Origin of the sequence: Corynebacterium jeikeium, assembly GCA_003955985.1 — a bacterium.
Taxonomy (GTDB): domain Bacteria; phylum Actinomycetota; class Actinomycetes; order Mycobacteriales; family Mycobacteriaceae; genus Corynebacterium; species Corynebacterium jeikeium_D.
On record CP033784.1, the window covers coordinates 1,804,605 to 1,828,767 of the forward strand.

Below are 24,163 nucleotides of genomic sequence, written 5' to 3' on the forward strand. Positions count from 1 at the left end.
TTAAAGTTGGCACATACGCTTGTTGTTTCCCTATCGAAAGGACGTGTCTACATGACTGTTTACGCCAACCCCGGCACCCCCGATGCAATCTTCACGTACAAGGAGCAGTACGAGAATTTCATCGGCGGTAAGTGGACACCTCCAGTAGACGGGCAATACATGGACAACTCCACCCCGGTTACGGGCGAGGTTTTCTGCCGGGTTCCGCGGTCTAACGAGAAAGACATTGAGCTCGCCCTCGACGCCGCACACAAAGCGAAGGACTCCTGGGCCTCGGTTTCTGCGGCCGAGCGGGCGCTGATCCTCCACCGCATCGCGGACCGTATAGAGGAGAACCTTGAGAAGATTGCCGTCGCCGAGACCTGGGAGAACGGCAAGGCCATCCGCGAGACCCTCGCCGCTGACATCCCGCTCGCAATCGACCACTTCCGCTACTTCGCCGGCGCCACCCGCACGCAGGAGGGGCGCATCTCGCAGATCGACGACAACACGGTCGCCTACCACTTCCACGAGCCACTCGGCGTCGTCGGCCAGATCATCCCGTGGAACTTCCCCCTCCTGATGGCCGCATGGAAGATCGCCCCGGCCCTCGCCGCCGGCAACTGCATCGTGCTCAAGCCTGCAGAGCAGACCCCCGCGTCGATTCTCATGCTCACCGAGATCATCGCCGATCTGCTTCCGGACGGCGTCCTCAACATCGTCAATGGCCTCGGCACCGAAGCCGGTGCTGCGCTGACCGCAAGCGACCGAATCTCCAAGATTGCGTTCACCGGATCGACTGCCGTTGGCCAGGTAATCAACAAGGCAGTGTCCGACAAGATTATTCCAATCACGCTGGAGCTCGGCGGCAAGTCCCCATCCATCTTCTTCCCCGACATCATGGACGCCGACGACGCGTTCCGCGAGAAGTGCATCGAGGGCCTGGCCATGTTCGCGCTGAACCAGGGCGAGGTCTGCACCTGCCCGTCGCGAGCTCTAGTCCACGAGGACATCGCTGATGAGTTCCTGAAGCTCGCGGTCGAGCGCGTTAAGCAAATCAAGACCGGCAACCCGCTGGATACGTCGGTACAGATGGGTGCCCAGGCATCCCAGGAGCAGCTGGACAAGATCTCCGGCTACTTGGAGTCCGGACCGAAGGAGGGCGCACAGGTTCTCACCGGTGGCAACGTCGCCAAGCTCGAAGGGCTGGAGGGAGGCTACTACGTCGAGCCGACAATCTTTAAGGGCAACAACTCGATGCGTTTCTTCCGCGAGGAAATCTTCGGCCCGGTCCTGGCCGTGACAACCTTCAAGACCCTGGACGAGGCTCTCGAGATTGCCAACGACACTATCTACGGTCTTGGCGCCGGCGTGTGGAGCCGCAACCAGAACAACGCCTACCGCGCTGCCCGCGGTATCCAGGCCGGCCGCGTGTGGGTGAATAACTACCACAGCTACCCTGCTCACGCAGCCTTCGGCGGTTACAAGCAGTCCGGTATCGGCCGCGAGAATCACTTGATGATGCTCGAGCACTACCAGGAGACCAAGTGCATGCTCGTCTCTTACGACGAGAACCCGACTGGCCTGTTCTAAGAATCCGACCCCTTGGGGCTAGGCGATTTGTCGATTCCGATTCACGTCCGATGAAGGTGTCGACAATCGCCTCTGCCCCAAAAAACGCCCTCCGCGCCTGGCAGGTTACGATGGTCGGCCTTAACCTGACGCACCAGGCGCTGGCGGCTCCAAAGTTAGAGGCCTAACTCACGGCCGCCAGCTAGGCCTCTCTTTCTTTCTTCACTTGCCGGTACCACCTACGCATCCGATTAATCGCGGCACTAGCGGCCCATCCGCCGAGAAATAGTAGCGGGATGTAAAAGAACACAACATAGGCGACGACCAGGCCGTCCTGACCATCGGGCGGCGTGGTGAGAAATAGGAATGCCAGATCGCCAAGCGCGGCAATTCCTGCGCCGGTAGCTGCTGCGACAATGCTCCGCACGCTGGTCATCCCCCGAGCCAACGACCCATCACCGGCGAAAACGGCTATTGCTCCGACCAGCATTACTGAGACCAGCATGGACACAATCCACGACGCAATTCCTTCGTCGTAGGCGAGATTGGGCTCCGGCAAGATTAGCCCACCTAAAACACTCCACGCGACCGCGGCGAAAAAGGACGCCAGCAAGGGGCGGGTTATATTGTCGAGCCTCATGCGTCCCAGGTTACGTGAGATGACCTCCAAAAATGCTGAATCTCCCCTCCTCAGTGGAGAATCGAGTCACGCCCACAAGAACAAAGATCTCCGAGCATAAAGTGGGGTAAGGAGAGAAACTGACAACCCCGAAAAATTATGGGCTGCAAATGTGAAACTGTGTGAGTTTATGACACTTTCAGGGCATTTTTCGAGCCATTTTTGACATAAACGCAGTCAGTAACTCGCATCCACCCAACGCCATCAGCCATAAACGCAGTCAGTAACTCGCACTGGGGTAAGTGGCGAAAGGTGCCCACCGGCGACGCACCGCCCAGACACGCTTTTCCGACTTTCCTAGGGCTTGGATTATTTTCTGTCTGTTTTTGTCTTCTTCGTCTTCTTAAACGAAAACCAGGCCAGAGAAAAACTCTCTGACCTGGCTTAATTGCTCCTCCAGCTGGACTCGAACCAGCAACCCTTCGATTAACAGTCGAATGCTCTGCCATTGAGCTATGGAGGAATATCCACCGCACAGAACCGGCTAAACCGAACTTCGGCCATGCCGTTCCTTGCGACGGATAGATACTTTACCCAGACCCCTTGAAACTCACAAATCGCCAGGTCAAAGGTCAATTTATACCTTCTTTTCCCACACGTCATGACACCGTTGTGAGTTCTCAGAGCCACGCAATCCACACAATCCACGCAACCTCACACAGCGCCCACAAAGCTCCTACCAGTACTGAAAATGCTTTCCATCATGCACTTTTCATACCGCGCTCATACGATGGGGCTTATGTCTGAACAAACCAACGGAACCGAAAACACCGAGCAAACCGCACGCGTTGTGCGCGGCGTTATCGCCCGCGAAAAAGGCGCACCTGTAGAACTTACTGATATCCACATCCCGTCCCCGGGCCCGAACGATGTCATTGTTGACATCCAGGCCTGCGGCGTCTGCCATACAGACCTGGCTTACCGCGACGGCGATATCACCGACGAGTACCCGTTCTTCCTCGGCCACGAGGCCGCAGGCGTGGTCTCCGAGATTGGCGAAGAGGTCACGCATGTTGCCGTCGGCGATTTCGTTGTCCTCAATTGGCGCGCCGTCTGTGGCGAGTGCCGCGCCTGCAAGCGTGGTGAGCCACAGTACTGCTTTAGCACTTTCAACGCCTCCAAGCCCATGACGCTTGCCGACGGCACCGTCCTCACCCCAGCACTTGGAATCGGCGCTTTTGCGGATGCCACCCTCGTCCACGAGGGCCAGTGCACCAAGGTCGATTCGGCAGCCGATCCGGCCGTTGCGGGCCTGCTGGGCTGCGGTGTCATGGCCGGCATCGGTGCGGCTATTAACACCGGCGAGGTCAAGCGCGGTGAATCGGTAGCCGTCATCGGCTGCGGTGGCGTTGGTACGGCCGCTATCGCCGGTGCCAAGCTGGCCGGCGCTAGCAAGATTATTGCCATCGATATCTCGAACGAGAAGCTGGACACCGCCCGCGAATTCGGCGCGACCGAGACTATTAACTCTGCGGAGCTGGCTAAGAGCGATAAGGGCACCGGGGAAGAGGATCCCGTCGTTAAGCGAGTGCGTGAGCTGACCGATGGTTTCGGTGCTGATGTCGTGATCGATGCGGTCGGCCGTCCGGAAACCTACAAGCAGGCGTTCTACGCCCGTGACCTGGCTGGACGCGTTGTTCTGGTCGGCGTTCCGGCGCCGACAATGGAGCTGGATATCCCGCTGGCGGATGTGTTTAGCCGCGGTGGTGCGTTGAAGTCGTCCTGGTACGGCGACTGCCTGCCAGAGCGCGACTTCCCGATGCTGGTGGATCTGTCGTTGCAGAACCGCCTGCCACTAGAGGGCTTCGTGACGGAGCGCATTGGCATTGAGGATGTTGATGAGGCCTTCGAAACTATGAAGGCCGGTAAGGTACTGCGATCGGTGGTGACGCTGTGAACAAGGATTTGAGGGTTGACCACGTTCTCACGTCGGGCACGTTCTCGCTCGATGGTGGCACGTGGGACGTAGACAACAACGTATGGGTGCTCGGCGATGACCGTGAGGTCATTGTCATCGACGCGGCGCATGAGGCGCAGCCGATTATCGATGCGGTGGATGGTCGCAAGGTAAAGGCCATCGTGTGCACCCACGCACACAACGACCACATCACTGTGGCCCCTGAACTGCAGGAGAAGCTCGACGCTCCCCTGCTCGTCCACCCGGGCGACCAGATGCTGTGGGAGCAGTCCTGGCCGGATCTGGCGCACGAGGATCTCGCGCATGGTCAGCGCCTGGAGATTGCGGGCACGGAGGTTGTCATTATTAACACTCCGGGCCACTCCCCTGGCTCGTGCTGTCTGTACGTACCGGAGGCCGCGGAGCTGTTCTCTGGTGACACGCTGTTTTCCGGCGGTCCGGGGGCGACCGGTCGGTCCTACTCGGATTTCGACACGATTATTAACTCCATCCGCGACAATCTGCTGACTCTGCCTGCGGAAACGACTGTCCGCACGGGTCATGGCGACCACACGACGATTGGCCGCGAGGCTCCGCACTTGGAAGAGTGGATTCGCCGCGGCTACTAGTCGCTAGCCACTAGCTACTCAAACACGACCTTGACCGCCTCTGCTTGCAGTTCGCGGCGGTACTGCTCCATCGCGAGCAGGTCCGCGAACAGCGAGTTGTAGGCGGTTTCGTCGTCTGAGGGGCGCATTCGTGAGAGCATCGCCTTCAGCTGTGCAATTTGGTCACCGACCCACACCTCCTGCAACCGCGCCAGAATCGCCTGCGCATACGGGCGCAGCGTCTCTGCATCGACGGCGATTTGCTCCACGCCCAGCTCAGTCACGAGATGCTTGACGACGTCCTCCCGCGCCTGATCCATAATTGCGGTCGCCCAACTATGTGGCTGTGTGGCCGCTTCCCCGCAGGCACCACCTGCAGCCATGATGGCATCGAATACCGCCCGGTAGGTCGGATGCCCAAAGGTCTCGGGTGCGAGCGCATCGAATACCGGGCCGGTGGTGGCGGGCTCTTGAATTGCCAGCTTAAGGGCCTCACGCTGCGCATAGAGCACAGGGTCCCGCGGATTTGGATACGGCAGTGCCGGGTTGCGCCGGCGCCGCGCTTCCTCCGCCTCTTCACGGGCACGGGCCTCTTCTTGGCGACGCTGGTAGGGGGTGCGCTTTTCATTCTGTGGCCGACTGGCCTCCTCGCGGACGCGCTGCACCAGCTCGGCCTCATCATTCCAGCCGATCCAGCCGGCAACTTCGCGGGCATACTCATCGCGCAGCGCCGCGTCCTTGAGCTGGGCCAGGACAGGCACCACTCGGCGCAGCCCGGAGACCCTGCCATTAGCGGTGGTCAGGTCATAGTCGGCCAGAAGTGTGCGGAGGACAAATTCGATCAATGGCCGTCGTGAAGCAACGAGATCGCGCACTGCGGCCTCGCCCTTCTTCTGGCGCAGATCGCACGGATCCATGCCGTCCGGCGCGACCGCGACGTAGGACTGGCCGGTGAAGTTCTGCTCCCCCTCGAAGGCGCGCATGGCGGCCTTCTGTCCTGCCTCGTCGCCGTCGAAGGTGTAGATGAGTTCGCCGCGGAAGAAGTTGTCGTCGAGCATGAGACGGCGCAGCAGCTGGAGGTGTTCCTCGCCGAAAGCGGTACCGCAGGACGCGACGGCCGTGGTCACGCCTGAGGCGTGCATGGCCATGACGTCAGTGTAGCCCTCCACGATTACAGCCTGATGACCAGTGGCAATGTCCTTCTTTGCCAGATCCAAGCCGAAAAGGACCTTGGACTTCTTGTACAGCATGGTCTCGGGCGTGTTCATGTACTTGCCCAGATTGTCATCGTCGAAAAGCTTGCGGGCACCAAAACCGATGACATCGCCGGACAAATTGCGGATCGGCCACATGAGACGACGGTGAAAACGATCGATCGGCCCCATGCGCCCCATCTTGGAAAGACCCGCCTTATCCAGCTCCTCGAAGCTAAAGCCCAGGCGCTGCAGGTGCTTGGTTAGAGTGTCCCAGCCGGCTGGCGAGTAACCACAGCCGAACTGGGCCGCGTGCTCGGCGGTGAAGCCGCGGTTTTCCAGAAACTCGCGCGCGGGCGCTGCCGCTGGCGTGGAGAACTGTTCGCGGTAGAACTTCTGTGCCTCGCGGTTTGCGGCGATGAGACGCTGGCGAGTTCCCGGTTCCTCGCGACGGCCCGTGCCGCCGCCCTCATAGTTAATGTGGAAGCCAATTTTCTCCGCACAGGCTTCGACAGCCTCCGGGAAAGACAGGTGTTCCATCTCCATGAGGAAGCTGAATACATCACCGCCCTTGCCGGTGGAAAAGCAGTGGTAGTAGCCATGATTGGGGCGTACGTGGAACGACGGCGTGCGCTCGTCTTTAAAAGGCGATAGCCCTTTCAGAGAATCCGCGCCAGCCGGTTTGAGGTTCACGTATTCTGCAACGATCTCCTCAATCGGAGTCCGTTCGCGGATTGCCGCGATGTCGGAGTCCGGAATTCTTCCCCTAGCCATGAAAATAACCTTACCCAACCCGTCCAATCGACTCCGCCGTAGAGGTTTCGCTTGCCGACGAGCCGCCCGCGCTCAACCCAAAAGCGTGCCGGCGGCGACAGATATGGAAAGATACTAGCCATGGCTGAGTGGAAGAAGATTGCGAGCGGTGTAGGCGCTGCCGCCCTGGTGCTGGCTGGTAGTTATTTCGGGCTCGATGGCGGAGACCAGAACTCTACGGCATCCGAGAACTCACAGGGGTCGCAGGATTCCACTGCCTCCAGCGCGAAACCAGGCCCTAAACCTGGCCCCAACTTGGGCAGCAACAAGGCCGGCACAAAGGGTGCCACCTGCGCAGTAGATACCCTGCCGCAGGAGGCCGACGATGTTATCGACCGCATCCTGACCGACCAGGACCACATCTATTCGCAGCACGACGGCAAGCACTTCGGCAACTACGAGGGACGCCTGCCGAAGGAGCGCGGTGACTACTACCGCGAATACACCGTGACCACCCCGGGCAATTCCAGCCGCGGTGCACGCCGCATCGTTGTCGGCGGCGGTTCCGAAAACGATCCGGATGTCTGGTACTACACCGACGACCACTACGAGAGCTTCTGCGAAATTCCTGACGCGGAGGAGTAGACAACTATCCCCACGCCGCGGCCACACCAGCAATCTGGCGATCAAGCCGCTCTACACGCGACTCCGTCATTGACGCTAGCTGATCAACAATCACCCGCAGCCGCGCTTGGTCACTCTCCGCGCGGGAATAGAGCCACTGGAACATCGGATCAAGCGTTCCCGGAGCACCCTCCTGCAGATACTCGGCCACCCGGAAAAGGCGATCGCGCTCACGCTCCTGACGGCGAATATGACGCGGAAGATCCATCACATACAGCACGGCGATGGTCTTCAGCATGGTGACCTCGGCCAGAATCGAGCTGGGCACGGCGAGGTCCGCGTCGTAACGCCCGAGCGGAAGCGTCGACCCGGAGGCAGCACGCGTACCCGCGACGGAAGCAGTGACAAAACGGCCGACCAGCTCCGAGGTCATCCGTTTCAGCGCGACCAGCGAGCGCAGCGAACCATCATAGGACGCCGCAGCTGATACCACCGGCAAGCTGGCAAGACGCCCGGCAGCCTCGACGAGCTCCGCTGGATCGCCACCAAATGCGGCAGCGCCCTTGTCAGCGAGTGCGGCCAGTTCCACCGTGTCCCACAGAACACCCAGGTCAACGCGGCCAGAGACGATGCCATCCTCGACATCGTGGACGGAATAGGCGACATCGTCAGACCAGTCCATGATCTGCGCCTCAAGACACTGCTTGCCGTGCGGAACGCCCTGGCGAATCCACTGCAGAATTGCGGCATCTTCCTGGTAGGCCCCGTACTTGTGGCGGAGCTGACCATCGGGACCGATTGGCGTCCACGGGTACTTACAAGCCGCATCGAGCGCCGCCCGAGTGAGATTGAGTCCGCAGGGCTCACCTGTACCATCGAGCACCTTCGGCTCGAGGCGAGTGAGAATACGCAGCGTCTGCGCGTTGCCCTCAAACCCGCCGCACCCAGCGGCAATCTCGTTGAGAGCGCGCTCGCCGTTGTGGCCATACGGCGGATGCCCGATGTCATGGGTCAGGCCGGCCAGCTCTGCGAGATCCTCATCTGCACCCAACTCGCTGGCGATTCCGCGGGAAATCTGCGCGACCTCCAGCGAGTGAGTCAGGCGTGTGCGGGGAGTATCGCCCTCCCCTGGCCCCACAACCTGGGTTTTGTCAGCCAGCCTGCGCAGCGCTGCGGAGTGCAGGACGCGGGCGCGATCTCGTGCAAACGCCGCCCGGTGGGTTTCCAAGGACTGCACCCCGGGCAGCAATGACTGCTTCGGAGACTCCTCGACAATACGAGCGAGTTCAAAAGATGAATACGAAAATTTACCGGCCACGTAATTATTGTTACGTATCCTTGTAGATATGTCTGACAGGAATCGCGTGTTTCGCCCCCTTTACCTTGCCGCATCGGGTGCTTTTCTCGGCCTGAGCATGCCGCTAATTACTGCCGCACTACCGGCACAGCCACCGGTTCACGCACCTGCTTCGCTGCTGGCACTCGCGCCGTCAGCATCCCTGGCGCACGCCGAGGCACCGGCGGATGTGTCGGGCGAGGTGGCTGATCTCGCAGGTGTGCTGAGCGGCGGCGATGAAGCTCGTCTGAAGGAGCAGATTCAGCAGCTCAAGACAGAGAAGCGACTCCTGTTCTCGGTGTTTTACATCAAGAGCTTCGACGGCATTCAGGGCGAACAGTGGGCGCAGCAGGCCTGGGAGCACCTCGGAGCTGCCGACAACCGCGGTGTCCTGGTCGTCGCCGTGGAAGACCGAAACCTCGGCGCTTTCGTCGGAGACTCCTTCCCCCGCAACGCGGAGGCCATCAACAGAGCAGCTCAAGGGCAGTTGTTAGAGGATGACAACTGGGCAGCTGCGGGTGAAGCTGCCATCGCCGAGGCAGGCGGTGGCAGCGGCTCCGCCGGTGGGTGGGCACTCGGCGCCGGCCTCGGTGGTGCCGCCGTTGTCGGTGGCGCCACCTGGGCCGTGGGCCGCCGCAATAAGAAGAAGCGCGATGAGGAGGAGATCGCTCGTGGCCGCAACATCGACCCCAAGGATGTCTCTTCGCTGGACTCGCTGAGCACCAGCTCGCTCGATGTTCTTGCGCACGATGAGATTGTCAGTACCGATGAGTCCATTCGCAAAGCCCGCACCGAGCTCGACCTCGCCCGCGCTGAGTTCGGCACCGAACGCATCCGCAGCTTCGACAACGCACTGAAGCACTCTCAGTCCACGCTCGAGCGTGCGTTTGCACTTCGCCAACAGCTTGACGACGGCTCCGTGTCCGACGAAATCGAGCGCCGCAGTGTCCTGCTGGAGATTATCTCCACCTGTGGTGTTGCGGATGACCAGCTCGACGGCGAGGCCGCAAACTTCCAGAAACTCCGCCAGGAGTTGATGAATGCTGAAGCGACGATTTCGAAGCTCACTCAGCGAAGTGTCGAGCTGCGTTCACGTATGCCGCGTGCCGGCGAAATTCTCGATGGTCTGCGCGCACGTTACGAAGAGCAGATGCTCAGCTCTGTGACCGACAATATCGACATGGCCACGGAGCACCTGAATCAGGCTGACCAGTCAATGTCTGAGGCCCGCCGCATCGCGGACCTACCTGCCGGTGAGCAAGGTGGTCTGATTGATGCGCTGTCGGCCACCGACTTTGCGCTCACACAGGCAGAGAGTCTTCTGGAGGCCATTGAACACGCCGATAGCGATATTCACGCTGCAGTCGCTGGACTGGCTTCCCTTATCGCCGAGGTCCGCGGTGAAATCGATGAGGCCTCGCACCTGATGTCGGCACCGCAAGGCGCCAACATCAACCGCGAGCGTCTCAATGCGGCCATCGAAGCAGGCCGTGAAGCACTCGGTGTGGCAGCCAATAAGTCCGAAGTGGATCCACTGAGTTCCTGGACCGCACTGACCGATGCCGATGAGCTACTCGACGAAGCCCTCGACTCCGCTCGAGACAAGGCCGCGTCGTTCGCCCGCGCTACCGCTACTTTGCAGCACAGCATGCAGGATGCCGACAATCACATTCGCGCCGCGGCTGACTTAATTGCTACCCGCCGCCGTGTGGTTGGCGCTGAGGCTCGCACTCGCCTCGCGGAGGCGCAGCGTGCTTACGGCTCTGCTCAGGGCTTGGCCAACGACGATCCGCGAAAGGCGTTGGCCTACGCACGTCGTGCGCGCAAGCTCGCGGCTGAGGCCGCTGACTTGGCCCGCCGTGACATCCGCCGCTACCAGGATCAGCGCCGCGGTGGCGGCAGCAACGGATCGATGGTCGCCGGCATGGTGCTGGGAAGCATGCTCAGCAACAACAGCGGCTTTGGTGGCAGCATCGGTGGCTTCGGCGGTTTCGGCGGAGGTTCGAGCCGACCAGGCGGCTCCGGCAGCACAATGGGCTTCTAGATTCCCGCCTAAATTCGCATCTGGCGTGGTCCATCCACAGACCACGTCGCCAGAGCGGCGGCAATCAGCCAGTCTTCGAAACTCCCCCGGAAGTCTCCTTTCTGGGCATAGACACCAAATACCCCTCGGCCTAGACTGTCCTCTCTGACGATTCGGGCGAGCTCATAGCCTGGCCGCTCGATGTCGAAGACCGTGCGAATTCCCCGTCCTTCTCTGTTTAGGACGAAAGAATCCCCCTCATCCGGATTCGTCATCACTAGCGCGTTCGTGCTAAAAAAGCGGGCTTTCACCTGCCAGCCACGCCCTTGTGACGAGGTGATCCAGAAAGCACTAAAGACCCCGTCCTGACAGCTCCAGCCGTCGGACAGGGCCTTTTGGTTCTCGTCGTAAACGACGCCGTCTGCAATAGTTGCTACACGATCCACACCCAAATCATATAGGCAATCAGCAAGAGCAAGCAGACAGTGAGAATCCAGGTAGAGGAAACCATGCGGGACTCCAGCACTCGACGAGCACTGTAGACCAGGAAGATCTTCTCCTCTTCCGGCAGCGCACGGCCCTCATCGGTGTCGAACTGCACCTCTGCGTGGCGCACGCCACGGGACGCACCGGTAAACTGACCCCACTTCTCGCCGGTCTTCGCATTCTCGATGACGTAGTTCGTCGATCCCTCGCACACCAGCTTGCCTTCAGGACGATCCGGCCCAAAGGTCACTGAAAGCTGCTTGGCTCGCGAAATCTTGTCACGGTCAGCAGCAACGGTCGAGAACACGCGGCCGTTGGGAAGCGTGGCGGAAACACGGTGATTAGCAGAGGCATCAATGACCCACTCCCCTTCCGGGGTGTTGAGGCGATCGCCCTGCTCATCACGGATGTACGTGCCGACTTCGGTGCTTTCCTTCAGAATCGGCCAGGTTTGCTCGGATTTTTCCCGAGAGCCGTCGCCGAGACTATAGGATTCCCAAAAAACTTCTTCGGCCATTAGCAGCCCACCAGGCGAGCTGCGAGGTAGCCTTCCAGCTCGTCAATCTTGACGCGCTCCTGCTCCATGGTGTCGCGGTCACGGACGGTCACAGCGTTGTCCTCGAGAGTATCGAAGTCAACGGTGACACAGAACGGAGTACCGATCTCATCCTGGCGACGGTAACGACGGCCGATAGCACCGGAGGTGTCGTAATCGACGGCCCAGTACTGGCGCAGCTTGTCGGCGACAGCCTCAGCAGTCGGAGTCAGGGTGTCCTTCTTCGACAGCGGCAAAACAGCAACCTTAACCGGCGACAGACGCGGGTCCAGCTTCAGCACAGTACGGGTGTCGGTGCCGCCCTTTGCGTTCGGCACCTCTTCCTCGGTGTAGGCATCACACAGGAAGGCCATCAGGGCGCGGGTCAGACCGAAGGACGGCTCAATGACGTACGGAACGTACTTTTCGCCGGTAACCTGGTCGTGGTAACGCAGGTCTTCCTTGGAGTGCTCGATGTGGCAGCCGAGGTCGTAGTCCGTACGGTTGGCGACACCCATCAGCTCGCCCCACTCGTTTCCCTGGAAGTGGAAACGGTACTCGAAGTCGATTGTGCGTGCAGAGTAGTGAGCGCGCTCGTCCTTCGGAACGTCGAACTGACGCATGTTCTCCGGGTTAACGCCCAGGTCAATGAACCAGTTCCAGCAGGCGTCGACCCACTCATCGAACTTCTCTTCCGCCTGGTCCGGTGCGACGAAGTACTCGATCTCCATCTGTTCGAACTCGCGGGTACGGAAGATGAAGTTACCCGGGGTGATCTCGTTGCGGAATGCCTTACCGGTCTGGCCGATACCGAACGGTGGCTTCAGGCGAGCCGTGGTCATAACGTTCTTGAAGTTGACGAAGATACCCTGAGCGGTCTCCGGGCGCATGTAGTGCAGGCCCTGCTCATTGTCGACCGGGCCGAGGAAGGTCTTCATCAGACCGGAGAACATCTGCGGCTCGGTCCAGTTGCCCGGCTGACCGGTCTCCGGGTCCGGAACGTCTGCCAGACCATTGGCCGGCGGGTGACCGTGCTTGGCCTCGTAGGCCTCCAGCAGGTGGTCAGCGCGGTAGCGCTTGTGGGTGTGCAGGGACTCCACCAGCGGGTCGGTGAAGGTAGCGACGTGGCCGGAAGCTTCCCAGACCTGGCGCGGCAGGATAATGGAGGAATCCAGGCCGACGACATCCTTACGGCCGGTGACGAAGGTCTTCCACCACTGGCGCTTGATGTTTTCCTTCAGCTCCACACCCAGGGGACCGTAATCCCATGCCGAGCGGGTACCGCCGTAAATTTCACCACACGGGTAAACGAACCCCCTGCGCTTACACAGGTTGGCGACGGTATCGACAACTGACTTAGGTGCCACGGTCTAGACCACTCCTTATAAATGGCTTCGCATCGCACACCACACGCCTTTTCCGGGCACACAATTCAGCCCGTTCCGTGCGGCGAACGACATAATGAAAAGCAAAATGTACTGACCCCAACAGGCCAGTTAAAAGTTCCCCTATACTCTAGCGCATCTTGTCCAACCGATACCGGGTAGTGTCGGTTACATGGCTGGCGAAGATATGCACGAAGTTAGTTCTGGCGAAAACCCACGTGGTACGGGCTCCCCCGCTAGCACCGGGGCACACGCCTCCGCGCGGCCGGCCGCAACCCGCATCGGCCAGCGCAGTACTCGCCAACGCCGCGCCGTCGTGTCGATTATGAGTGAGGCCCCTAATTTTCGCTCCGCTGCTGACATTCATAAGTCGCTGACGGAACGTGGGGACAAGGTCGGCTTGACGACGGTCTATCGGACGCTCCAGTCCCTTGCAGAAATGGACATTGTCGATGTTCTGCACAATGCCTCCGGAGAGGCTCTCTACCGGCTGTGCGGTGACCACCACCATCATCACCTGGTCTGCACCGATTGCGGCAGCACCGTTGAAGTCGCCGGCGGCCCTGTCGAGCAGTGGGCTCACAGCCTTGCGGAGGAGCACGGTTTTAATCTGACCGGGCACACTGCTGAGGTCTTCGGCCTGTGCAGGGACTGCCAGAAGAAGTAGCCCGGGCTCCCTCCCCCCCCCTAAAAAATTTCGGCTCTAGGCCTTGCCGAACCTACGGTCGCGCTTGGCGTACTCCACCACTGCGGCGCGCATGTCATCCCGACCGAAATCCGGGAAAAGCTTGTCCTGATAGACCATCTCCGCATAGGCGGACTGCCAGATTAAGAAGTTGGACGTGCGCTGCTCGCCCGATGGACGCAGGAACAGATCAACATCCGGCATAGTCGGCTCATCCAGGAACTGTGCGAAAGACTTCTCGGTCAAGTCATATTCGCTGAGCTCCCCCGCTGCTGCCTGACGAGCAATCTCTCTAGCAGCATCAACAATTTCAGCGCGACCACCGTAGTTGACGCACATATACAGAGTTAGCGCGTCATTGTCCTTCGTCTGCTCCTCGGCAATCTCAAGTTCCTTAATAACCGAGCGCCACAGTCGCGGGCGACGCCCTGCCCAACGCACGCGAACGTTCTTCGAATCCAACTCATCACGACGTCGGCGCAGCACATCGCGATTAAAGCCCATAAGGAATCGGACCTCATCGACCGAACGGCGCCAATTCTCAGTGGAAAATGCGTAAGCCGACAGGTGCTTGACGCCCATCTCCAAACAAGCATCGACGCACTCCATCAGCACGGCCTCACCACGCTTGTGCCCCTCGGTGCGTTTGAGCCCACGCTGTTCGGCCCATCTACCATTGCCGTCCATCACGAGCGCGATGTGATTGGGCACGAATTGCTGCGGTACAGGAGGATTCAACACGCTTCCTATTGTGCCCCACCGCTACTGCTTACTGCCAAAAAGCATCCACATGTTCCAGCGCCGGCACCCGGCGGCCCAGGTAGTACTGCAGGTACTTCGCCGTTAGGGTACGCGCCGTCGCAATCCGCCCCTCAAAATCGCTTGACGACGTATCGATGCCCGCCCATTGCTCATGAGCAAGCTGCCACATCAGATGCAGAACCTCGGTCGGCGGAGTATCTGCACCCGGTGGCCTGCAGTTGGTGCACACTGCTCCGCCCAGTGCGGGAGAAAACGCGTGGTGAGGGCCGGCTTTGCCGCAGCCTGCGCATTCAAAGAGGCTTGGCTGCCAACCGGCCTGCGCCATTGCTCGCAGAATGTAGGAGGTCAGCAACAAATCGGGGCGATGGCGACCGGCCGCAACGTCGTCGAGCGATTGAGTGGTGAGATCCCACAATTCGGGAGCCGGCACTTGCTCCTCGCCGACAATGCGTTCGGCGACGTCCAGGACTGCACACGCACAGGTGTAGCGCGCATAGTCGTCGACAAGCGGTGCTGCCCACGTGCGCACGGTATCTGCGCCTGCGATAGTGGACAGTCCTCGGCGTGGGTAGATGTTGACATCCACGTCGACGAATGGTGAGAGGCGCGAGCCGAAGCGGCTCTTCGCGCGCCGCACGCCTTTGGCGACACCGCGGACTAAGCCGTGGTCGCGGGTGAAAAGGACGATGATGCGGTCGGCTTCGCCGAGGTCGTAGCGGCGTACGACCAGCGCACGGTCGCGATACGGCTCGACCAACTTTTTAGAATCCCAACTTGCCCAGCTGCTTCGGGTCCGACTGCCAGTCCTTCAATACCTTCACCCGCAGGTCAAGGTAAACATTCTGACCGAGCAGCGCAATGAGTTCCTTACGAGCCTTATGAATGGTGGTGCCCATGCGTCGACCGTCGCGCCCCATGAGGATGGACTTCTGCCCCGAACGCTCGACATAGATAACGGCGTGGACATCCAGGACGCCTTCGCGGTCCTGGTTTGGCAGCACCTCATCAATCTGGACTGCCACGGAATGCGGCAACTCATCGCGCAGACCGCCGAGGGCCGCCTCGCGGATGAGCTCTGCCATCCGGGTGTGCAGATCCTCATCGGTGATGTGCCCCTTCGGGTACAGGCGCGGTCCCTCCGGCAACTGGGAAGCCATGACATCAATCAGCGTGTTGATGTTCTCGCCGGACTTCGACGACAGTGGCACCAGCTCGGCATCCGGACCGAGCAACTCCTGCAGCTCGATCAGGCGCTCAATAATGGTGTCGCGCGAGACCTTATCCACCTTGGACACAATGCCCATGATGTTCTTGCAACCTTTGGAGACGTTCTCGTAAATCCAGCGGTCACCGGGGCCAATTTTCTCGTCGGCAGGCACGACCATCGCGACCAAGTCCACATCGGAGTAGGTCTCCTGAACCATGTCATTCAGGCGCTCACCGAGCAGCGTGCGTGGCTTGTGCAGACCTGGCGTATCCACGACAACAATCTGACAGTTCTCGCGGTGGACTACACCTCGGACTGGATGACGCGTGGTTTCCGGCTGGTTAGCGGTAATAGCGATCTTCTCGCCCACCAGGGAATTGGTCAGCGTCGACTTACCGGTATTCGGACGCCCCACGATAGAGACGAACCCAGAGCGAAAGCCCTCCGGCGCACTGTAATCATCAGCATCTCCGCCAAGTCCAGCATTGGCCAGCATGTCATCAAGATTGCCCATCAGTATCTTCTTCCTCGGAGTAAAACTCCGCAGTCGGCTCCACCACCACAGTGCGTACCCGCATACGACCACGACGGTCACGCGAGCCCTCGGCGGTAAACTTCAGTCCTGCATATTCTACGTACGAACCGGGCAGTGGCACACGTCCAAGCTCATATGCCAACAGACCGGAGACCGTATCCACCTCATCGGTGACCTCGTCATCGAAGACGAGTTGGCGCCCGTGGGCTTCGTCGTAAAGCTCTATGAGCTCGCCCAAGCTGAGGCGCGCCTGCACGCGGTAGGAGGCATCCCCCAGTGGTTCGATGGGGGCCTGCTCGGCCTCGTCGTATTCGTCGGCAATCTCACCGACAATCTCCTCGAGGATGTCCTCAATAGAGATAAGACCGGCGACCGATCCATATTCGTCGATGAGAATGGCGATGTGATTGCGGGTGCGCTGCATTTCATCGAGCAGGTCATCCAGTGGCTTGGAATCGGGCACAAAAACGCAGTCACGCATGACCTCGGAGACGCGAACACCGCGACCGCCATCAGTACGCGAGTACGTCTGCTGGACAATGTCCTTCAAGTAAATGACGCCGACGATGTCCTCAACGCTCTCGCCAATCACCGGCAGTCGCGAGTGACCCGACTTCACGCATAGGGCCACTGCCTGACCACAGTGCTTATCCGCCTCAATCCACACCATCTCTGGGCGCGGAACCATAACAACGCGTGCCGACGTTTCCGCGAGATCGAACACAGACTGAATCATGCGGCGCTCATCGTGCTCCACAATGCCGCGCTCCTGGGCGATATCGACCATCTCGCGCAACTCGACTTCAGTGGCGAACGGGCCATCGCGGAAGCCACCACCAGGGGTGATGATGTTGCCGAACCAAATCAGCAACTTTTCCAGTGGCCCCAACACCTTGGCCATAAAACTCAGAACGACCGCGGTGGCGAGGGAAATCGAGTACGGATTCTTCCGACCCATCGTGCGGGAAAACACCCCGAGGACCAGGAAGGTGAACAGAGCCAACAACACCACTGCAGCCACAATGGCCCAGCGCTCCGGCTCGAAAAGCTTAAGACAAACTGCCGCAAGCGTCACTGCACCGATTGACTCGCACAGCGTACGCAAAATCACCAGCACATTGACGTGCCGAGCGCGATTTTCTACGACCTTGAGAAGCGCATTAGCACCTGCGACCTCGTCACGCTGCAGCTCTGCCACGCGCGCACGGGAAATGCCTGCGACCGCAGTTTCGACTGTGTTAAGTCCGCCAGCGCAGATCATCGCCACAACGGCGACAATTATCAAAGTGATCATCGCTCGTTAGAACGCTCCGGGAACGCATTGGGGTTAATTGGTTTTTCGGAAAAGCTCACGCCACGACGATCGATGTCGTCGTACCAATCCGCCAACAGGCCATTCTGCAGGGAGAACATCTGGCGCTCTTCCTCCGCCGTGACATGGTCATAACCCAACAGGTGCAGTACGCCGTGCACGGTGAGCAGTACCAACTCGTGGCTCAGCGGATGGCCTGCACGCTCCGCCTGCCCCGCGGCAAACTCCGGGCACAACACAATGTCGCCCAGCATCGCAGGCCCTGGGCTAGCTGCATCTGGTCGGCCAGAGCCAGGAGTGAGCTCATCCATCGGGAAGCTCATCACATCAGTCGGCCCCGGCAGATCCAGCCAGCGCACATGGAGGTCTTCGATCGTCTTCAAGTCGACAATGTGAATGCTCAGCTCAGCTGCCGGATGCACGTCCAGGCGGCCCAGCGCATAACGGGCAACGTCGATAAGCGACTCTTCATTGACGCCCTGACCGGACTCGTTGAAAACTTCAATGCTCATGTAATTTCAGCGTCCTTTATCGCTTTGTGGCGGACTGTCGCTTTTGTGGGGACTCGGCGCCCTGTTCAATACCTTCGTTATAGGCATCGTAGTCATCGTAGGCCTCGACAATTGCGGTTACCAGCGGGTTGCGCACCACATCCGCAGCCGCCAGCGCCGGAAAAGCGATTCCCGGCACACTGCGCAGCACCTCACGGGCGACAGCTAGACCGGACTTCTGCCCTCGAGGCAGGTCGACCTGGCTGGCGTCACCGGTGATGACCATCTTCGAACCGAAGCCCAGGCGGGTGAGGAACATTTTCATCTGCGCCGGAGTAGTGTTCTGTGCTTCGTCGAGAATGATGAACGCATTGTTCAAGGTACGACCGCGCATGTACGCCAGCGGTGCGACCTCCACTACCCCAGTTTCCATCAGCTTTGGAATCAGCTCTGGCTCAAGCATTTCGCGCATCGCATCGTGCAATGGGCGCAGGTAGGGGTCAATCTTCTCGTGCAGAGTACCCGGCAGGAAGCCCAGGTTCTCACCCGCCTCCACTGCGGGGCGAGTCAGAATAATGCGTTCTACCTGCTTATTCTTCAGTGCAGCAACCGCCTTGGCCATGGCCAAGAAGGTCTTGCCCGTACCGGCTGGGCCGATACCGAAAACAACGTTATAGCGGTCGATGGCATCGACGTAGTTCTTTTGTCCCTCGGTCTTGGGACGCACGGTCTTGCCACGATGTGTCACGATGCCGCCACCGAGCACCTCGCTGGCGGACTTCTCCCCGCGATCCACAATGCCCACCGCGTGCCGCACCGACTCCGGGGAGAGCTCGTGCCCACGACGGGCCATTGCCTCTAGCTCCTTGAACGCGCGGACAGCCAACGAAACATCCGCCGGAGCACCCTTGATTGTCACAACTCCGCCGCGGACATGAATATCCGCTGCCAGCAGAGATTCCAGCAGACGTAGGTTCTGATCCGCATGACCGACCACAATCGGCGCGAGATTGTCATCGAGCTCGACGACGGCAGTGGTACGAGCAGTTACTGAATACTTTGTCATTATGCGTCTATCCTACTGACCAGGCGTGGGTGCGCCGCCCCAGCGCTTTGTCAACGGGCCCAGTGCGCAAAGAGCAGCAGCTCCCGCGAGGGCGCTGCGGAGAACTGTCGGGCCGAGTACTACCGAGCTAGCACCTGCGGCGCGGAAGGCCTCGAGTTCCCCAGGGCTGACTCCCCCTTCTGGGCCGACGATGAAAAGAACCTTGTCAGCGTTTGCTGCCTGCGCGGCGAAGTCCACGAACGGAGCTGTTTCCTCCTCGTGCAAAACTGCTGCCACACCACCTGCTGACGTGGTTTCCTGGATGAGTTGCTCAATATCAGCGGAGCTATGCAGGTCAGCGACCGGCGGAATCCATGCACGACGAGCCTGCTTGGCTGCCTCGCGCGCAGCCGACTGCCACTTGGCGCGGGCCTTAGTGACCTTCGCGGTACCCTGCCATCGGGCCACACAATTCACGGCCGCCCAGGGGATAATCTCATCGACCCCAGCCTCGGTCATCAAATCGACCGCAAGCTCAGCACGATCCGACTTCGGCAGTGCCTGCACCACAGTGACGTGCGGGCGCGGACGTGGACGTTCCTCGGCGGCAACTACGCGAACGTGGACCTCACGCGGATCTACGTGCATGAGCTGTGCCCGCACCACCTTGTCCGCACCATTGGCAAGAAGAATCTCCGCGCCCTCCTTCAGCCTGCGAACGCTGATGTGCTTTGCCTCCGACCCGAGGATTCGAATGATTTCTTCCGGGCGCGGCAGCTCGGTGAACTCACCGAGGAATACGGGCAAACTCATGTGTGCTTCACACTCACTGGAGGGGGCTTTGGGGATGGCGTGTTCTAACGGCGGCGGAATCGGGAGAAGAAACCGTTGCGCTCACTCGAGTCTGCCACCTTGGCATCATCATCGCGGTGCTCGCGTAGCTTCTCCAGCAGCTCGCGGGACTTGCGGTCCAGCTTCGTCGGCACCGTGACATCGACGTGTGCGACCACGTCGCCGTTGCCCTCGCCGCGCAGATGCGGCATGCCCTTACCCGACAGACGAATCTGCTCTGCCGGCTGGGTGCCCGAATCAACCTTGATGGTCATTGGTTCGCCGAGCAGGTCGTCGACCTCAAACTCGGTACCAAGTGCGGCATCAGCCATGGGCACCTGCACGTTAAAGTGCAGATCATCGCCCTCACGCTCGAATACAGGGTGCGGGTCCATGGCAACTTCCACGTAGAGGTCACCCGCCGGGCCACCGCCCGGACCGACCTCGCCCTGCCCTGCCATGCGAATACGCATGCCATCAGAGATACCTGCCGGAACGTTGACCGTCAGATCACGGCGAGCACGGACGCGGCCATCGCCACCGCAGTTGTTACACGGATCGGGGATGATCTCGCCGGTGCCCTCACAAGTCGGGCACGGCCGCGAGGTCATCACATTGCCCAGGAAAGAACGCTGGACCTGTTGAATCTCGCCAGTGCCATCACAGCTGGTACACATCTTCGGCTTGGACTTGGACTTCGAGCCGGTTCCCTCGCACTGCTCACACAGCACCGCGGTGTCCACCGTGATGGGCTTGCGGACACCGGTGAATGCCTCATCGAGGCCCAGAGAAATACGCAGCAGCGCATCTGCACCTGGCTGCACACGCGAGCGGCGCTGGCGGGTACCGCCGGCACCGCCGAAGAATGCCTCGAAGATATCGCCGACTCCGCCGCCGCCGAAACCGCCGAAGCCACCGCCTGGCATACCGCCCTGCGGATTGAGAGGATCTCCTCCCATATCCACAATCCGGCGCTTTTCAGGATCCAGCAGGACCTCGTTCGCCTCAGAGGCCTCACGGAACTTCTCCGCAGCTTCTTCATCACCCGGATTACGGTCTGGGTGGTACTTGAGCGCCAGCTTTCGGTACGCCTTCTTAATCTCAGCGTCCGTAGCGTCCTTCTCCACTCCGAGGATGCCGTAATAGTCGCGTGCCAACTTTAGCTACTTCCTTTCAATACCCGGCCAACGTACTGTGCAACAGCAGCAACCGAGGAAATTGTTCCCGGATAATCCATAAATGTGGGGCCAACTACGCCCATGCCACCCAAAATTTCGGTGCCGGTTCCATAGCCAGTTGAAACAACTGAGGTAGCGCGCAGCTCCTCGTCCTCGTTTTCCTCACCGATGGAAACGCGAACGTGGTGCAAATCCTGCGCGGCCGACAGCAGTTTCAGCACGACCACCTGTTCTTCGAGAGCTTCAAGAACCATGGGCAACGTAGAAGGTAAGCGACCGGCCATATTACCACGGGTCAAATTCGATGCCCCGGCCAGGATGAGTCTGTCATTCGGCTTCTCAATCAACGACTCCACCAGCACCGTCGAGCAGCGAATAAGCACATCCCGCAAATCACGCGGGGCGTTAGCCGCAAGATCGGAGATCGCAATCGACGCGTCGGCAAGCGTGTGCCCCGACATTGCGCGGTTGAAATGCTCACGCAAGAGCGGCACGAGATCGGGATCCATCGGTGCTGGCAGCTCAACATTGCGCTGCTCCACGCGCCCGGTGTCAGTGATGACTACCAGCAACAATCGCGCGTCGGCGAGCTGTACGACCTCGCAGTGCCGGACGCGGGAGACCTCCAGCGTCGGCACCTGCACCACTGCGACCTGACGAGTTAGCTGGGCCAGCAGCTGCACACTGCGGCGCAGCACGTCCTCCAGATCGACGCCGCCTTCGAGGAACTCGAGGATAGCTCGGCGCTCGGCCCGGGACAGCGGCTTAATCTGCGAAAGATTGTCCACAAAAAGGCGGTAGCCCTTCTCAGTCGGGATACGCCCGGACGATGCATGTTCCTGCTGGATATAACCTTCAGCCTCCAGCACCGCCATGTCATTTCTAATGGTCGCCGAGGACACACCCAGATTGTGGCGCTCCACCAGAGCCTTCGAGCCGACCGGCTCCTGGGAAGCTACGTAATCCGAGACAATTGCCCGAAGAACTTCCTGCCTGCGCTTATCCGTCTGAGATGACATGCGGATAGTTTAACTAAGGATATCAACAATTATTGCGTCGGCCAGCAAACGACCGCGATTGGTCAGCTGAATCCGCTGGCCACCATCGACGGAAACAAACTCCACCATGCCCGCTTCCGCTTGCCGACGTGCCTTGCCCAGCTCATCCTCACCGAGCAGATTGGCATCGATACCCTCGGCCAAGCGGAGGCCCAGCATAATCTTCTCAGTGTGCCGATCCTCGGCCGTTAGCCCTTCTGAATCCTTAATCGGCAATTCTCCGCCGGAAATGGTCGCCGCGTAGCGAGCCGGATGCTTGACGTTGTAAAACCTCGTGCCATCCAGGTGCGAATGTGCACCGGGGCCCGCACCCCACCAATTTCCATCGCGCCAGTAGAGCATATTGTGACGACATTGGCCGCCCGGTTTTGCCCAGTTGGACACCTCGTACCAGGAAAAACCGGCTTGACTCAGTGCGGCATCGATGCGCTCGTAGCGGTCGGCGAGATCGTCGTCGTCAGGCATCGGCAGCTCACCACGACGGACCTTACGCGCCATCGCGGTACCCGGCTCGACGATCAGTGAGTACGCCGAAACATGATCGACGTCCGTGGCCAGGACTGCCTCCAACGTCGTATCGAGGTTCGCCATCGACTCCCCTGGCGTGCCATAGATAACGTCGAGGTTGATGTGCTCAAAGCCGGCCGCGCGTGCCTCCGCCACTGCCGCCGCAGGACGCCCCGGCGTGTGCGTACGATCCAGAGTGGCCAGCACATGCGGCACAGCCGACTGCATGCCCAGACTCACCCGGGTAAACCCTGCCTCGGCCAAGCCTTCGAAAAACTCCGGGGAGGTCGACTCGGGATTCGACTCGGTGGTGACCTCGGCGTCGTCGGCAAGCCCAAAGCTGTTGCGCACACCGTCGAGCAGGCGACGAAGACCACTCGCCCCCAACATCGACGGCGTACCACCGCCGACGAATACGGTATCGGCGCCACGCGCTAGTTCGGGGTGCTTTACGACGGCCATCTCGAGCTCAGCCACGATGGCATCGAGGTAGTCTCCCTGCGTTGCGCCACTGCCCAGCTGACCTGGCGTGTACGTGTTGAAATCACAGTAGCCACAACGGGTGGCACAGAATGGGACGTGTAAGTAGACACCGAAGGAATCGGTGTGTGCGGAGGCTTCGCTCACGCATGCTCCTTGGCTCGACGTTGCTTGACGCGGCGGACAATTTCATCGATGCGGGCACGTTCCATCAGGAACTCCGGAGGCCTACGGCCGCGCAGCGCATTGGCAACTGCCGGATGAGTCTCGGGAACAGCAACACACCAAGCGGCGGCAGCGGACAGTGCACGGCGGCCAGACTGTGCGTAAAGCTGCGGAAGCACCACACTACCGAGCTTTTCCACGCCTCGGATGTTTTCGGCGGAAACCCAGTCGGCGAGTTCCTCCAGGTAAGAAGCCACGGCATCGGAGCGAGCAATCATTGCCTGCGTGACCGTAGGGACTGCAACCGGATGCTTCAAAGGAGCCGGAATGAGCGACAGTGACTGCACATCCGGCGACTTCGGTGCCGGATGCGGGTGTCGACGCGGTGTCGAAGCGGAGGAAAGAGTACCGATGCGCCCCGAGCGAATGCCGGAGGTAAACGCTTGGCGTAGACCATCAAGCTCACCAATCAGAGGGCGGCAGTCCTCAACGGCCTCGTCGACGATGTCAGCGAGCTCGAGGACACATTCGTCCACCAGCTCACGATCTACATCAGCAACCGCCTGAGCAAGGTGCTCGATGTGTTCGGCAACTTCGTCACCAATGTCGTAGAGCTCTTGGGTCACTTCGCGCAGGCGTAGCCGAGCATCGAAGTGGTTAATCATTGCCCGCCCTCCCACGACATCTTCGGCGCCGGTGACATCATTGCAGTCTTCCGCTTTCGAATATCGACGAACATTGACGAATGCCGACTTTCGAAAACTGAAAACTCCTTAAAAATTTCTAGCGCCCCTCACCTTAATGGGGTGAGGGGCGCTAGCGCGGTAACAACACGCT

The 24,163-nt window shown here is 60.1% G+C and carries 23 protein-coding genes and 1 tRNA gene; 6 read left to right on the forward strand and 18 right to left on the reverse strand.

Annotated features, from left to right (window positions below):
• The first annotated feature begins 51 nt into the window (after window positions 1-51).
• Window positions 52-1,572, forward strand: coding sequence for an aldehyde dehydrogenase (locus EGX79_07885; protein AYX82112.1), 1,521 nt, complete (start codon window positions 52-54; stop codon window positions 1,570-1,572).
• Between the two features lie 181 nt (window positions 1,573-1,753).
• Here the strand turns inward: EGX79_07885 and EGX79_07890 are convergent, their stop codons facing one another.
• Window positions 1,754-2,191 carry a hypothetical protein gene (locus tag EGX79_07890; GenBank protein ID AYX82113.1) on the reverse strand — a complete coding sequence of 146 codons (438 nt, stop codon included), beginning with the start codon at window positions 2,189-2,191 and terminating at the stop codon, window positions 1,754-1,756.
• A 427-nt stretch (window positions 2,192-2,618) separates the two neighbouring features.
• Window positions 2,619-2,693: transfer RNA gene (locus tag EGX79_07895), tRNA-Asn, on the reverse strand.
• Window positions 2,694-2,969: 276 nt separating this feature from the next.
• Here EGX79_07895 and EGX79_07900 point away from each other — a divergent pair.
• On the forward strand, window positions 2,970-4,127 hold the full coding sequence (locus tag EGX79_07900) for an S-(hydroxymethyl)mycothiol dehydrogenase (GenBank protein AYX82114.1): 1,158 nt from the start codon (window positions 2,970-2,972) through the stop codon (window positions 4,125-4,127).
• Window positions 4,124-4,756 (forward strand): MBL fold metallo-hydrolase, encoded by a 633-nt coding sequence (locus tag EGX79_07905; protein ID AYX82115.1) that lies wholly within the window; start codon window positions 4,124-4,126, stop codon window positions 4,754-4,756. The genes EGX79_07900 and EGX79_07905 overlap by 4 nt, the downstream gene beginning before the upstream one ends.
• 14 nt (window positions 4,757-4,770) lie before the next feature.
• Here the strand turns inward: EGX79_07905 and EGX79_07910 are convergent, their stop codons facing one another.
• On the reverse strand, window positions 4,771-6,702 hold the full coding sequence (locus EGX79_07910; protein ID AYX82771.1) for a DNA primase: 1,932 nt from the start codon (window positions 6,700-6,702) through the stop codon (window positions 4,771-4,773).
• A gap of 120 nt (window positions 6,703-6,822) precedes the next feature.
• Between EGX79_07910 and EGX79_07915 the strand changes: the two genes are divergently transcribed.
• The gene (locus tag EGX79_07915) at window positions 6,823-7,326 is read left to right on the forward strand and encodes a ribonuclease (protein ID AYX82116.1); all 504 of its coding nucleotides are present in this window, start codon (window positions 6,823-6,825) and stop codon (window positions 7,324-7,326) included.
• A 4-nt stretch (window positions 7,327-7,330) separates the two neighbouring features.
• Here the strand turns inward: EGX79_07915 and EGX79_07920 are convergent, their stop codons facing one another.
• Window positions 7,331-8,623 carry a deoxyguanosinetriphosphate triphosphohydrolase gene (locus tag EGX79_07920; protein AYX82117.1) on the reverse strand — a complete coding sequence of 431 codons (1,293 nt, stop codon included), beginning with the start codon at window positions 8,621-8,623 and terminating at the stop codon, window positions 7,331-7,333.
• 46 nt (window positions 8,624-8,669) lie between these two features.
• Between EGX79_07920 and EGX79_07925 the strand changes: the two genes are divergently transcribed.
• Window positions 8,670-10,685: a TPM domain-containing protein gene (locus EGX79_07925; GenBank protein AYX82118.1), complete on the forward strand. Its 2,016-nt coding sequence runs from the start codon at window positions 8,670-8,672 to the stop codon at window positions 10,683-10,685.
• Between the two features lie 8 nt (window positions 10,686-10,693).
• On the opposite strand, the gene EGX79_07930 is transcribed toward EGX79_07925, so the two are convergent.
• Genes EGX79_07930 through EGX79_07940 form a run of 3 tightly spaced genes read right to left on the reverse strand, consistent with a single transcriptional unit; the run spans window position 10,694 to window position 13,052 of the window.
• A complete protein-coding gene (locus EGX79_07930) occupies window positions 10,694-11,110 on the reverse strand; it encodes a hypothetical protein (GenBank protein ID AYX82119.1) in 417 nt (138 codons plus the stop codon).
• Window positions 11,098-11,667, reverse strand: a complete 570-nt coding sequence (locus EGX79_07935; GenBank protein ID AYX82120.1) for a hypothetical protein — start codon at window positions 11,665-11,667, stop codon at window positions 11,098-11,100. Before EGX79_07935 ends, EGX79_07930 begins: the two co-directional genes overlap by 13 nt.
• A complete protein-coding gene (locus tag EGX79_07940) occupies window positions 11,667-13,052 on the reverse strand; it encodes a glycine--tRNA ligase (GenBank protein AYX82121.1) in 1,386 nt (461 codons plus the stop codon). The genes EGX79_07935 and EGX79_07940 overlap by 1 nt, the downstream gene beginning before the upstream one ends.
• A 190-nt stretch (window positions 13,053-13,242) precedes the next feature.
• Here EGX79_07940 and EGX79_07945 point away from each other — a divergent pair, with 190 nt between their 5' ends.
• Window positions 13,243-13,737, forward strand: a complete 495-nt coding sequence (locus EGX79_07945) for a transcriptional repressor (GenBank protein AYX82122.1) — start codon at window positions 13,243-13,245, stop codon at window positions 13,735-13,737.
• Between the two features lie 36 nt (window positions 13,738-13,773).
• On the opposite strand, the gene EGX79_07950 is transcribed toward EGX79_07945, so the two are convergent.
• From EGX79_07950 to EGX79_08000, 11 genes are read right to left on the reverse strand one after another with little or no spacing between them, the layout of a single operon-like run.
• A complete protein-coding gene (locus tag EGX79_07950) occupies window positions 13,774-14,505 on the reverse strand; it encodes an isoprenyl transferase (protein ID AYX82123.1) in 732 nt (243 codons plus the stop codon).
• A 19-nt stretch (window positions 14,506-14,524) separates the two neighbouring features.
• Entirely contained in the window at window positions 14,525-15,274 is a 750-nt protein-coding gene (recO, locus tag EGX79_07955; protein AYX82124.1) for a DNA repair protein RecO, read from the reverse strand.
• Window positions 15,275-15,278: 4 nt separating this feature from the next.
• A complete protein-coding gene (locus EGX79_07960; protein ID AYX82125.1) occupies window positions 15,279-16,238 on the reverse strand; it encodes a GTPase Era in 960 nt (319 codons plus the stop codon).
• Window positions 16,225-17,553 carry an HlyC/CorC family transporter gene (locus tag EGX79_07965; GenBank protein AYX82126.1) on the reverse strand — a complete coding sequence of 443 codons (1,329 nt, stop codon included), beginning with the start codon at window positions 17,551-17,553 and terminating at the stop codon, window positions 16,225-16,227. The genes EGX79_07960 and EGX79_07965 overlap by 14 nt, the downstream gene beginning before the upstream one ends.
• Window positions 17,550-18,083 carry an rRNA maturation RNase YbeY gene (gene ybeY / locus EGX79_07970; GenBank protein ID AYX82127.1) on the reverse strand — a complete coding sequence of 178 codons (534 nt, stop codon included), beginning with the start codon at window positions 18,081-18,083 and terminating at the stop codon, window positions 17,550-17,552. The genes EGX79_07965 and ybeY overlap by 4 nt, the downstream gene beginning before the upstream one ends.
• 16 nt (window positions 18,084-18,099) lie before the next feature.
• A complete protein-coding gene (locus tag EGX79_07975) occupies window positions 18,100-19,128 on the reverse strand; it encodes a PhoH family protein (protein ID AYX82128.1) in 1,029 nt (342 codons plus the stop codon).
• Window positions 19,129-19,140: 12 nt separating this feature from the next.
• Window positions 19,141-19,920, reverse strand: coding sequence for a 16S rRNA (uracil(1498)-N(3))-methyltransferase (locus tag EGX79_07980; GenBank protein AYX82129.1), 780 nt, complete (start codon window positions 19,918-19,920; stop codon window positions 19,141-19,143).
• A gap of 44 nt (window positions 19,921-19,964) precedes the next feature.
• Window positions 19,965-21,095 carry a molecular chaperone DnaJ gene (dnaJ, locus tag EGX79_07985; protein AYX82130.1) on the reverse strand — a complete coding sequence of 377 codons (1,131 nt, stop codon included), beginning with the start codon at window positions 21,093-21,095 and terminating at the stop codon, window positions 19,965-19,967.
• 2 nt (window positions 21,096-21,097) lie between these two features.
• Window positions 21,098-22,135, reverse strand: a complete 1,038-nt coding sequence (gene hrcA, locus EGX79_07990; GenBank protein AYX82131.1) for a heat-inducible transcriptional repressor HrcA — start codon at window positions 22,133-22,135, stop codon at window positions 21,098-21,100.
• A 9-nt stretch (window positions 22,136-22,144) separates the two neighbouring features.
• On the reverse strand, window positions 22,145-23,308 hold the full coding sequence (locus EGX79_07995; GenBank protein ID AYX82132.1) for a coproporphyrinogen III oxidase: 1,164 nt from the start codon (window positions 23,306-23,308) through the stop codon (window positions 22,145-22,147).
• Window positions 23,305-23,991, reverse strand: coding sequence for a hypothetical protein (locus EGX79_08000; protein AYX82133.1), 687 nt, complete (start codon window positions 23,989-23,991; stop codon window positions 23,305-23,307). The genes EGX79_07995 and EGX79_08000 overlap by 4 nt, the downstream gene beginning before the upstream one ends.
• Window positions 23,992-24,163: the final 172 nt, after the last annotated feature.